Annotated in this window: 7 protein-coding genes; all 7 read right to left on the bottom strand. The window is 44.7% G+C overall.

Annotated features, from left to right (window positions below):
• Positions 1-24: 24 nt before the first annotated feature.
• Positions 25-1,488, bottom strand: coding sequence for an FISUMP domain-containing protein (locus AAA970_RS18855; RefSeq protein WP_338238448.1), 1,464 nt, complete (start codon positions 1,486-1,488; stop codon positions 25-27).
• A 12-nt stretch (positions 1,489-1,500) separates the two neighbouring features.
• Positions 1,501-2,916, bottom strand: a complete 1,416-nt coding sequence (locus tag AAA970_RS18850; RefSeq protein WP_338238447.1) for a RagB/SusD family nutrient uptake outer membrane protein — start codon at positions 2,914-2,916, stop codon at positions 1,501-1,503.
• An 11-nt stretch (positions 2,917-2,927) separates the two neighbouring features.
• Positions 2,928-6,002, bottom strand: a complete 3,075-nt coding sequence (locus AAA970_RS18845; protein ID WP_338238446.1) for a SusC/RagA family TonB-linked outer membrane protein — start codon at positions 6,000-6,002, stop codon at positions 2,928-2,930.
• A gap of 178 nt (positions 6,003-6,180) precedes the next feature.
• Positions 6,181-7,914, bottom strand: a complete 1,734-nt coding sequence (locus tag AAA970_RS18840; protein ID WP_338238445.1) for a hypothetical protein — start codon at positions 7,912-7,914, stop codon at positions 6,181-6,183.
• Between the two features lie 668 nt (positions 7,915-8,582).
• Entirely contained in the window at positions 8,583-9,416 is an 834-nt protein-coding gene (locus AAA970_RS18835) for a reverse transcriptase domain-containing protein (protein WP_338238595.1), read from the bottom strand.
• 20 nt (positions 9,417-9,436) lie between these two features.
• Complete coding sequence (locus tag AAA970_RS18830; RefSeq protein ID WP_338238444.1) at positions 9,437-9,871, bottom strand: hypothetical protein; 435 nt, start codon at positions 9,869-9,871, stop codon at positions 9,437-9,439.
• A gap of 1,142 nt (positions 9,872-11,013) precedes the next feature.
• Positions 11,014-12,201: a S8 family peptidase gene (locus tag AAA970_RS18825; protein WP_338238443.1), complete on the bottom strand. Its 1,188-nt coding sequence runs from the start codon at positions 12,199-12,201 to the stop codon at positions 11,014-11,016.
• Positions 12,202-12,665: the final 464 nt, after the last annotated feature.

Genomic DNA, 12,665 nt, shown 5'->3' with positions numbered 1-12,665 from the left:
TCTTAAATATTCATCGAATTAGGACTAAGGCTGAATGTCGCGAACGTAGCGTACCGGATAAGCAAAATAAAAGAAGGGTACTGCTCCAAATCCAATCTCCGCTTCTGATTTCAATACCTGAATCAGATTGGTCGCCCCGGAATAAGGATTGTAGTCCGCTGTCCAATAATAGGTCCCTCTTTCCAGGTTCATGAACACGTTCCGGTGTGCGGGATCCTGTCCGCTGTTGAAGTTCAATTCACCTGCATAAATCAGGTCCAATCCAGAAGCGCCCCCCTCAACCATGCTGGCCTTTGCATAAGGACCTCCACCAAGACTATTGACCAATTCTTGCCACTCCTCATTGGTAGGCAATCTCCAGCCTTCCGGTGCCTGACTCCAAACGGTTTCATAGCGGTATAGTCGGCCGAATTTCTTACGGTCTTCTTCCGTTTCTACCGGATAGCCGTGCGGCTCACCGTTTTCCTCATAAATCACCGATCGGTGTGCAAAGCCATAATAAAAAGAGCTATCGCCCGGATAGGCCGCATAATTATAATTCTCTGCCATCCACTCCAGGCCATTCAATTCGGTGAATCGATAGGTTTGGGCATCGCGAGGGTCTTCCCATACGCCCCATTTGCCACGAAAACGTAACTGTACCGTATCCGCAGACTGATGTCCCTCAAGCATGACATCAAACTTCAATTTATAATTTTCATCTGCTTTTCCGGAAAACAGGGAATTGGGGTTATCATCAGTCACCACACGACCGCCTTCTCCCTCAATGATTTCCCATTTCGCCTGCGCACCGGCCGGTAAAAAGCCTTCCAAAGTGAAGAACTTAGGATCAGCTCCTCTACTGGTTTTGATATCCAATTGGTCCGGGCCGGCCTGCGCCTGTAATTCATCAGTGACAAAAGACCAGTCCTGATACACTTTTTTGGAACCATATGTCAGGTTCCAGCGAAGGGTGTAGGCCTTCTGCGGTTCCCCGATAAAAGAGGCCAGGGCTTCCTTTTCATTTTCAATACGGCCACCTTCTCCTTCAATAATTTCCCAATAGCCCTCTGCGCCATACTTTGGTGCTTCTGCTTCCAAATGAACAGAGAAATTATGATGGGTAGTGTCCTGCTGCTCATGGAGCATCTGCGGGTTAAGTGCCTTAAACGAAACCGAGATTTCATCCACTTTCACCTCCTGCCCGCTGCTCATTTCCCAACCCAACAGGTAGGATTCCCCGGGCTCACCGGAAAATTTGGATTGCGGATCCGTGGGGTTTTCCAATACCCCCTCTTCTCCATTATAAATGCGCCAAATACCATTTACCCCTGCCGGTGCTGGCACAGCGGCCAATTTCACCCAATACTGATCGTTCTCAATATCTTCAAAGCTAGGTCCGGCATTGGGGTTGAGGTTCACCCCTTCGTCCTGTTGGGAACAGGCCGAGGCCAGGGCAAAAAGCCCGGCCACCAGCCAAAAATTTATTTCTAATCTATTCCACTTCATGAATAATTCACCTTAATAACCTGGATTTTGAATCATATTGCGATTGGCATCCATTTCGGATTGAGGAATCGGGAAGGTCATTTTGTAATAATCCGGATCATTAATATCCATGTCAATCATTACCCAATGATCCCCGGTGCGCTTCAATGGCAACGAACGACGCTTAATGTCATTCCAACGGAAACCCTCACCAAACAACTCCTTTCTACGCTCTACAAGGATCTCATCAATCAGCGCCTGCCCGGTGGCGGTGCTGATGGGCGCACTAGGATTGGCACGCATCTGTATGCGGTGTAAAGCTTCCTGAGCAGCCTTATCATTACCCAATTCGGCTTCGGCCTCTGCTTCGATCAAAACCATTTCAGATGCCCGAATACTGATTCTTTCGGCATTACCGACCACCATATTATGACCATATTTCAGGATCAGGTGTCTGTTTTCATCGATCTCATTATCTCTCAGGAAGAAGTTAGAACGATAATCCTGTCCGGAGAATAAGTCCACAAAATCATCATTGGCACGCATGGAGCTGTATCCGGCTACCGGCCAGTAGAAAGAAGGGATGGTCAGATAAACATTGTTGTTATCCTGCGTGTAAGCAATCGTAAAGATCGTTTCCCGGTTACGCATCATGAAACCGCCCAATAACTCATTGGCCGTCATTAATTCCAATCCTTCATGGGCTTCCACTGCCGCATTTTTGGCGGATTCCCAGTCTTCCATATTTAAATAAGCACGTGCCAACAGGGCTTGCGCACTTCTTTTGGTAAAGAAACCTACTGATTTTCCATCCTCCAATTCCGATATACTTTCAAACATGCCCGAGGCGATGTTCAGATCCTCAATCATGAAATCGTAAATCTCCTGTAGCGTAGCACGTGGCATCGGCTCCTCATTGATGCCTCTGATGCGGTCCGCTTTCAGAATGGCCATGGCTGAAGGATCCTCCTTATAAGCCGGGGCAAACATCTGCACCAACTTCAGGTGCCCGTAGGCCCGTAGTACCCGGGCTTCGGCCTCCAACTGATTGCGCTGCGCATCTGTGGCATCCGGTACGGATTGTGCATTTTCGATGATGCGGTTGGCATCATAGATCATTTTGTAGGAGGTCCACCATGGGGAGTCCGCAAAAGTATAGTTTGGCAGGACATTCATTTGATAGACCGCCACGAACCAGTTCCAGTTGTCTACCGAGTTGATCATCACATCCTCTCCGATAATGTCCGACATAATGGGAATGAACAAGCCATCAAAGGAATAGACACTCAACTGATTATAGGCTCCCACCAGGGCCGCTTTGGCCGTTACATAAGACCCAAAAACGCGGTCATCCTCAATGGCATCTGAGGGCTCTCTTTGTAAAAAGTCCTGCGTACAAGCACCGAGACTTAGTACGGTAAGGAAAAATATATAAAATATCTTCTTCATGATCACTAATTCTAAATATCCAGTTTAATACCCATCGTAAGGGTTTTCACCCCCGGAATGGCATTGCTTGTGGTACCGTTGATGGCGGCTTCCGGATCGAATCCTTTATATCCGGTAATCGTCCAAAGGTTCTCGCCGGAAACAAATACTCTTAAGCCGGAGACAGACAAACGATTACATACTTCAGGAGAGAAATTATAACCAATGGAAACGTTCTTCAGTCGAAGGAAAGAAGCATCCTCCAAATATCTGCTGGACATCTCATTTCCCTGATCCTCACTGTTGACCACATAGCGAGGTACATCAGTATAGCGATTCTCCGGTGTCCAAGCATTCAGGGCATCTTTGGCTAAGTTGTTTCCTGGCTGCACCCCATCGTGCATATTGGTAGCGTAATCTCCGTTGTAGATTTGCCCCCCAATGCTATAATAGAAATAGAGCGCCATGTCAAAATTCTTATAAGTCAGGGAGTAGTTCAATCCCCCGAAAACTTTCGGCAGGGAAGTGCCCAATCGCACACGACCGGCCTCGGTATATTCACTGGTTACCATACGACCACTGCCATGGGGATCCACGAAGTTATTTCCTCCCGGATTCGTTTGCTCAAAGTCTTCCGATTGTTCGTTGACATACCACATCGGGCGACCGTTATCCGGGTTTACCCCGGCCCACTCGCGCATGTAGAACTGGTAGATGCTGCTTCCTTCTTCCAGTAATTTGGTGCCGGAAACAATTCTGTCCGTGGTCAGGGCCTTGATCAGGTTGCGGTTAGTGGAAACATTAAAAGACACCGAGCTAAAAATGTCTTTCTTTTGTAGAAAGTCATAAGTCACCGTGGCTTCAAAACCGGAGTTCGTCATGGCACCCAGGTTAGTTAAAATGGAACTAAAACCAGTACCTGCCGACAATGGCTTGGAGAATAATAGTCCGTCCGAATTTCTGACATAATATTCAAAATCCGCTTTCACCTTGGTGAAGAATGCCGTTTCCAGTCCAATGTTGAAAGAAGAGATTTTCTCCCAGCTCAGGTCACGGTTGGGCAATTGAATCGGCGTAATTCCCGGGAATCCACCATAATTTGCACCACTACCATATAGTCCCAAAGAAGCGAAGTTTCCGATACTGTTGTTACCGGAAGTACCGTAGGAAGTACGCAGCTTTAAATCGCTCAGCCATGGCAAGGCATTCATAAAGTCTTCCTCGATGATTCTCCAACCACCTCCAACAGAGTAGAACAGCCCGTATTGATTATTCTGACCAAAACGGGAGCTACCATCTCCACGCAAACTTACACTGGCGAAGTACTTGTCTTCATAGTCATATTTGGCCTGTGCCAAATAGGACACCATCGCCCAGGAAGCCGAATAACTCGAGGGCATCTGTGGCGTCGATCCCCAGCCCAAATCCGGACGATCCGGCACGCCAAATCCGGTAGACTCGGCACTCATGTATTGAGAGGTTTCGCTCAAGGCTTCCTGTCCCAATAATAATTCCAGATTCCCCTTATTCAACTGCTTATTATAGGTTAGAATATTGGAAATATTCCACACAAAATTATCAGCAGCATATTTAGATGAACGACCATTCACCCCAAAGCCATTCCCATGGAAAGGGTTATAATAGTTCATCCCGTTGTCAATGCTATTATCAATACCAAAAGTGGTGCGGAAGGCCAATCCTTCCGCGATGTCCACATTCAAGTAAGTGTTGACCAAGGCACGCTTGGTAGTGTAATTATATTCATCCATTTTTGATAAACCCACCGGGTTAAAATCGAAAATGGCCTTGTTTTCCCAGTTATAAGAACCATCCGGATTGTAGACCGGTGATGCTGCATTGATGACTTCGGCTGCACGCACCGGGTTGGATCCGCCCGTTCCCCCCGGAGGGGCTTCTGTGTTAGAGAAGGAAAGGTGTGTTTTGATCCCGGCAGTCAGGAAGTTATTAATCTTGTGCGTTACATTCACCTTATTGGTGTAACGCTCAAAATTGGAACTTAGCACCGTTCCGTTATCGCTGTAATATCCCAAAGAAAAGAATACCTTGGTTTTATCATTACCTCCGGAAATATTCACATTGTGGTTTTGCACCACACCGGTTTTGTAAACCTCATCTCTCCAGTCCGTATCGGTCAATACTTGTGTTCCCGGAATTAATCTTCCGTTTTCATCCAACGGCTTATCTACTCCAAAGGGATTAAATCCTACAATACTTTGTACATTATCGTGTGCAAAGGTGCGGGCTTCCCCTACGCTCTTACCATCAATCACCGCCTGGTTGTATAAACCTCTCCAGCTATGCTCATAAATATCGGTACTGTTCATCAGGGCGTATCCATCGGAAATACGATTAGAAACCCCCACCTGGCTATTTACGGAGATGCGCGTGGTTCCGGATTTACCGGATTTGGTGGTAATCATGACCACCCCATTGGCTGCTCGTGAACCATAAAGAGAAGAAGCCGCCGCATCTTTCAGTACTGTTACACTTTCAATATCATTCGGGTTAATATCCGAGATAGAACCCGACATCGGCACACCATCTAATACATAAAGTGGGCTACTGCTGGCACTTAAGGAACCAATACCACGAATACGTACGGTAGATCCTGCCCCTGGCTGCCCGGATGAACTGGAGACCATCAGTCCGGCAGTAGTACCCTGCAATGCTTTTTCAAAAGACGTAACCGGACGCGCCTCGATCACCTCATTCCCGACTACCTCCGCCGCTCCGGTGAAGGCTTCCTTGGTAGCAGTACCATAGGCCACGACCATTACATTTTCCAATTCCGTAACGTCACTTTGCATCGTCACATTGATGATGGATCGCCCTTTTACCTGCTGTTTTTGGTTTTGCATTCCCACAAAAGAAAAGACCAAAAAATCCTCCTGGCTATCCACCGTGATTTGATAATTTCCTTCGATATCGGTAATACTACCTTGTGCGGTACCTTCTACCAGCACGTTCACTCCGGGAATAGATTCCCCCTGATCGTCTGTCACCTTTCCCTTAACCTGAATGCCCTGTGCAATGACCTGACCTACTAAGGTTAAGCAGAAAAATAGCGATCCAATAATTCTCTTCATTGGATAAATGTTAGTTGTAAAATTCTGTTATATATTGTGTGTTGCGTTGTTTTTTAATGCTAAGACTTTTGTAAATAATGCTTGATTTTCTATAGTTTTTTAATGTAACATCGGTTAAAAAATACAAGGGTGCTGAGCACCCTTGTTGCGGTTATATGGTTTGTTTGTGTTTGCCTGATTATTGGCAGCCAGCGGTTAATCGCGCTACGGCAGTATCGCGGTCAACATGCGTCCACCCTTCGGTGAAAATGGCTTCTCTGGAAGAGGTATTAAAGTTGTTATCAAAGTCACCATCTTTAATCGCATTCAGTAAAGAGCTCATCGCACACAGACTTACGCCTTCTTCCGGCATGCTTAAATAGATATAATAGGTATCATTCTGATACGATCTGAAGGAGGACAATTTCCCCAATGCTGTATCATGGAAATCCGTCACATCGGATAGATCTAACTTTATGCCGTGCACATATTCCAGCGCATCAAATCCCTGAAATTTCGCATCGGTATAATTCGCACTATTAACTGCACTGCTACCAATGCCAATACCACCTGTCCCGTCCGTAGGAATTTCAAGGTCAACTTCTACTTTTCGCGCATTCTTCAGGCTGGAGAATGATTTTAGCCAATTGGTTTTGACTCTTACAATAACGTCAATGGTAGAGTATCCTTTTTTAGCAGTCTCCAGCGCCTCAAACACATTCACTACCGGGATTTCACTTCCATTGTCCGTAATTTCAATTTTACCGGAATCGCCACTATTGTCATTAGGAACTTCAATTTTAGTCACAGCATTGAAACCAACCAACTCATTCATTTTTGAGTTCGCTACCACGTAAACATTGCCATAAATTTCGGTTAATTTTTCAAATGCAGGTAGGGAAGTCATACCGCCACTAATACCTCCTCCGATACCACTATCGGCATTATTAAACTTAATGACAATATCTCCATAAACCTTTGCTACCTCATCCAACATCACTTCGCTTAAGCTGCTATTATATTGTAGCGTAAGCCCACCGTCCAACATCGTCGTTTTGGCCTCCAATTTGGAGATGCCGGTATTTTCCATTACCAAGCCCCCACCAATTTGACCAAGCGTTAATGCTCCTCCAGCCACATACTGAATATTCACCCCGTCGGTCACATTGGCATAGGACAGGTCTAAATTAGCCAGTGGCCCCGGATCAGTTTGCCAATTTGAAACTTTCACCCCTTCATTGATATTGATCTCTTTAACCTGATCCAATTTAGGCAAGGTAAAGGCCTCCAATTTAGGGTTCATTTCCAAAGACAAACCTCCATCTACAAACACCAATTCGGCTGCGTTTACGGCAGTTAATTCCGTATTATCTTTTACCGTCAGGTTTCCTGCTACAGAAGTAAGTGAAGGCAGCGAAAGCGATGAGGATTCCTCAACGCCAGAAACTATCAGATCGCCACCAACAGATTGCAGGGCATCAAGCTCCATATTATTGACCGCAGTCATTAATGAAAGCTCCCCTCCAATCATTTTCACTCCAGCCAATTTACTCAGCTGGTTTACATCGTTAATCAACACACGGCCGGTAACAATGGTGGCTCCTTGTGATTCGAAAGCTGCATATTCAACATCCGAAGTTAAGTTACCATAATATATTGCAGAAGCGTTATTGGCCACTTCTTCTTGCATCAGGCGTAGTTGCTCCATTAGTGCGGTGTAATCCGCATCGCCATTGGCGGCCATCTCAGCCAGCTTAGCTTCCATGGCAGCCATGGCATTAAGCAAATCCTGCTTTTGAGTCTCTTCCAGATCACCGATCTTTCCGTTCAACTCGTCAATTTGCTTTTGCAATCCATCGATATCTTCGCTTACACAGCCTCCTCCCAGAAGGCCAAGCGCGACTACGCCCAGAGTTAAAATTCTTTTTTTCATAAAGTATGAGGTTATAGTTAAGGTGTTGGTAAAAAAATATGTAACAAACTTAACCAGCAGTGAGCGGGCGAACGTCCCACTGCCTTTTTAGTTGGGTCAATCCATGCAATGAAACAGTTTTGTAACCCATTACACGGGTTACATTTGGTAGTTTTACTTGATTTTAAGCCAGTTATAAAATATTAATTTTCCGATGCAACTGGCCCGCTAATTTTTCCAATTCCCCCTATCGGGACAGTTTGCTCCCTGAGAAATACAGCATTTGAGGCAATAATGGCGGGCGGAAGCGCAACTCCCTTAAGCCGAATGATTCATGAATAAAATCTCGTTTAGCTGAAAGGCGGGAAAAAGGAAGGATTGGAGATCTCTTTTGAGATTTTTCCAAAAAAGAGAAGGAGGTAAGCATGTCATAATATGAACTACTTTAAAAAACAGCAAACGCAACCGAAGCAACTCACTAAGGTGAAATACTAAATCCAGTGGAAAAAAATACAGCTTATAAAACAAGAGCAAACGTCCACTAACACCTATAACCAAATTACTTACCCTCATTCATTAATGCTGGCGGTGCTAAATTCCGGTTAAGCAGGATTTCCGAGTAGAGCGGGTTGTTACCTCCCCGCTCCCTCACAGACACGTACGAGCGGATTTCCCGCATACGGTTCCTCCTAAACTGGTTTCGCTTTCTGAAAGCTGTGATAGATTTTTGGTTTAAGTAGTGGCCTCCATTCTGTAATTAAGCGGTTGTACCGCTCCCAATTCCATGCAGGACGTCCACCTCTGCGATTTAGCCATTTATGGAGCATACGCCGAACATGGTGATAATAAGCATGCAGACTTCTGCTATTGAAGGTGATTCCATAGTAATTATAGTATCCTCGTAATTTCAAATTCAATTCATAAATGATTTCATCGAGTTTACGATGCCGATTTGACTTTATCCAGTCTTGCATTTTAACGAGTGAGAGGTTCAGCTTTTTACTCGCTGTTTTTCTTTTCAATATCATCTTTCCGTTGCGACTTGCGCTTAGAAAATGTGTAAATCCCAGAAAATCAAAGCCTCTTTCACCTTCGCCTCTTTCACTCTTTAGGTTTATGATTTTTGTCTTGTCAGGATGTAATTCAAGATTAAATTTCTCAAATCGCTTTTGCAAAACACGCATTACCCGATCGGCGTCCGAAGCATTATCAAAACCCAATACAAAATCATCGGCATAGCGGACTATAGTACTTTTTCCCTTTAATAATGGCTGTATTTGCTCGCAAAACCATTCATCCAGTACATGATGCAAATAAATATTACTCAGCAAGGGAGATACTAACCCTCCTTGAGGGGTACCCTCTGTTGGATATTGCAACTGCTCATCCTCCAGTATACCTGCTTTTAACCATTTATTTAGCGTTCTGCGTATCACGCCATCTTTGACCCGTAAGTCAAGAAATTCACGAAGTTGTGCATGATTGATGCATCCAAAGTAATTCTTTATGTCAGCATCAATGATATAATGCAGTCCTTTAAAGCTTAATCCCTAAACATATATTCTACCGCTTGATGTGCAGAATATCCTTTCCTGAATCCAAATGAAAAGGCCTTAAATTCCTCTTCATAAATGGGATTCAGGGTGCGGCGCACACTTTCCTGAAGTATCTTATCTTCAATGGTCGGGATGCCCAATGGGCGTTTCCCTGATTTTCCCTTGTCGATATAAACCCTACGTATAGAAGGAGCTCGATACTTCCCCGTTTTAAATTCGGTTAATAGTGACGGGATCCGAGTTTCAGATTCAAGATTGTAATGATACCAACATTTACCATCCACGCCCGGACTACTATTCTTGTTCAGGCTGTGAAAGCAATCTGTTAGCATATTTTCGTCTATGAACTGGCTTACATTCGTCAATGCAGTGTTCTTGTGTTTTCTTGCTCGTGCTGCTATCTCTAATTCTACTGTTGACATCTTTTTAGTTGCATCCGGTGCTTGTTTTAATGTTTCTAAATTATCGACCCAATTTAAGGCATCCCCCAGACCGATTTAGCCCAGGTTTCCCCTTCCCTACTTACTGGCTTTCTTGGGTAAAGATTTCCCAGCTTTCAAACGGTACTATGGAGATGCTAAGACTGCCTTTGCCCATCTCATTCCCTTCGGTTTCCCTCGGTACTGATACCACTACGATATGCTCTCATTCTTAGCATCAGACATGGTGAACATATAGACCATGCTGATTTGGAAATTTTTCGGTAGGGCATTTCCATATTGACCCTTGCTTCGTGTGGAGGCAGGAGGCTCTCCCGTGTTTCCATGCGTGCCTATTGTACCTTTGACGTAGACTACGACCCCGGTCGAATCAATGCTACTTGTCATTAATGCTACATTGATGTTGCACCAACTATGCTTAAGGTTAATGCTTCAACAATGAATTATATTTCGAGGCTAACAATACGCCTTCGGCACTCGCTGTATACGCTTCATGCTGGCATTTCTACCAACTATGCAATACTCGCTTACGGTGGCTGACCAACCTTTCCGTGCAGGACTAAATACCTGCAGGCACACTAAAAGGTGTTTCATTTTATTTCTTTACGCTTTCAAATCCCCACCTTATGGACTTGCACGGCGCAAAAGCTTTTAATACCCTTCTACCAACCCCAAACCACATCACACTGACATTCATTCCATTAACACTCATTTTTTATTGGGGCAGTCCTCCGCTACGCTCCGGTCGGGCTATCGGTAGTCGCTCTTTTCCCGAGCCGCTAAGCGTTTAGGCTGGGAAAAGGAGCTCCAACAATACCTCTATCCCTCTGCCGACCAAACTCGAGGAATACAGGGGCGAAGCCCCGCAGGGGCAAGGATGAAGCGGGCTTGTCTGAACCACAGCGGCCCGCCAGGGCCGATGAGGTGAGCCGCGCCAGCCTGGTGCTGACGCCTGAGCGGCAGCAGCCCCCCTAATAACACTTCCATCAAAAAAAAGAGAAAAAAAGACTCCTATGACATTATGTTAAATGCGTTATTATTGGGAACAAAAAAAGGGGCGGTAGATTTGAAAAACAAATCACCGTCCCAATCACCTAAACGCGCGAAGGGTATTTAGATAAATATTATATATGGATGATAGGATCTGGCACACCGTCCGGATCATTTTGCACTACGCCATCAGTAGAAGGCGAACCAAAGAGCAAAACACCAGCTGCATGCGGGGTTGCCATGGAAGTTCCTGAAATGGTATTATAACCACTATTCAACCAGGTGGAGGTAACAGAAACGCCAGGAGCGCAAAAATCTACTGCTGAACCAAAATTTGAGAAATAAGCCCAACGATCATACTGATCCATAGCGGAGATGGCATAAACATTGGCGGCATTTACTCTGGCAGGAGAAACATTGTTCGCATTCTGCGCTTCATTTCCAGCAGCAACAGCAAAAACAATTCCTTTGGAAGCGGCAGCTTTTACGGCATCATCCAAAGCGGTAGAGTTGGCACCACCCAAACTCATATTGGCAACATCTCCGATTCGGGCGTTATTTCCAACATAGTTCACGCCATTAATCACCTGAGAAATGGTACCACTTCCGTTACGATCCAGCACCCGAACCGCTACTACGGTGGTTCCCGGAGCAACGCCTACCGTTCCGATATCATTATCTTTTGCGGCGATAGTTCCCGCTACGTGGGTACCATGACCATTTTGATCATTAGGATTTGGGAAAAACCAACCCACAAAAGATTTACTACGACTGGCATCCACATTCAGATCCGGGCGATTCATTTGGATACCGGTATCAATTACCCAGGCAGTATAGGGCGAAGCAGATTTACCTCCACCCACTCGGGTAGTACCGTATGGAATGGTCTGGCTGGCGGTAGCCACATATTCAGAAGTTTGCATCGGCGCCAGAGTGATCATCTGATCTTGTTCCACATATTTCACCATGGGATCACTACTCATTTTATTAAGTTGGTGAGCATCTAGCCTGGCGGTAAACCCCTGGAAGCTACGATTACTAAAGTAACGTTGTTCTTCGGTAATTTCTACCTCATATTTTTGCATCATGGTCTTCGAAAAACCTTGTACATCCATACGAGAAGCAGCATTTCCCAATGCATTTTCATTCAGTACCACAATGTATTGCCCTTCCACTGGCACACTGGTGTATTCCGGAGCCTGAGCAGGAAGAGAAATCTGGCCTTCATTGGCCGATGGTTCGTTCTTTACAACATTATCAGAATTACAGCTAAATAAAGTAATTAAGGCAAATAATCCTGCATAAAAATTAACGTGTTTCATTTTTTTGTAGGTTAAGAATAAAAATTAATTATAAGCGTTTAGGTATGTATTATAGTACAAATTGGAAACAAAATAATAGTAAATATTTCGTCGAATATCATGTAGTCTCTCACAGCCCTCTCCCTATATTGGGATTACAAAACCATATTTCTTGACTATTTTCAGAGATTTATTTTACGCTATTAAGAGCACATACCTCCAGGAAAACAGATTCAAAGATCGACAAATATATAGTTGAATCAACACCTCAACTAATCAATTCATGAAAGAAAGGATAAAGCCCAACCTATATTTGTTTAACATAAACGATGAATCCACTGAGTTTACAAGCCCTCCAGCGTATCCCAGACAAAGACATGCAGCATAAACAAAAAACCATATCACCCTCACTCACTGCATATTGGAAAATGAAAACTCCATTTTGAGACGGAACGGAAATTACAAGCAACTATCACAAAGATAAA

Source organism: Persicobacter diffluens (genome assembly GCF_036244895.1).
In the GTDB taxonomy this organism is placed as follows: Bacteria; Bacteroidota; Bacteroidia; order Cytophagales; family Cyclobacteriaceae; genus Persicobacter; species Persicobacter diffluens.
This window is presented reverse-complemented; position numbering and strand designations above follow the sequence as displayed.

Bases quoted from the DNA above. Each gene is read 5' to 3' on its own strand.
- AAA970_RS18845 (WP_338238446.1), bottom strand. From the start codon at position 6,002: ATGAAGAGAATTATTGGATCGCTATTTTTCTGCTTAACCTTAGTAGGT.
- AAA970_RS18825 (WP_338238443.1), bottom strand. From the start codon at position 12,201: ATGAAACACGTTAATTTTTATGCAGGATTATTTGCCTTAATTACTTTA.
- AAA970_RS18850 (WP_338238447.1), bottom strand. From the start codon at position 2,916: ATGAAGAAGATATTTTATATATTTTTCCTTACCGTACTAAGTCTCGGT.
- AAA970_RS18840 (WP_338238445.1), bottom strand. From the start codon at position 7,914: ATGAAAAAAAGAATTTTAACTCTGGGCGTAGTCGCGCTTGGCCTTCTG.
- AAA970_RS18855 (WP_338238448.1), bottom strand. From the start codon at position 1,488: ATGAAGTGGAATAGATTAGAAATAAATTTTTGGCTGGTGGCCGGGCTT.
- AAA970_RS18830 (WP_338238444.1), bottom strand. From the start codon at position 9,871: ATGTCAACAGTAGAATTAGAGATAGCAGCACGAGCAAGAAAACACAAG.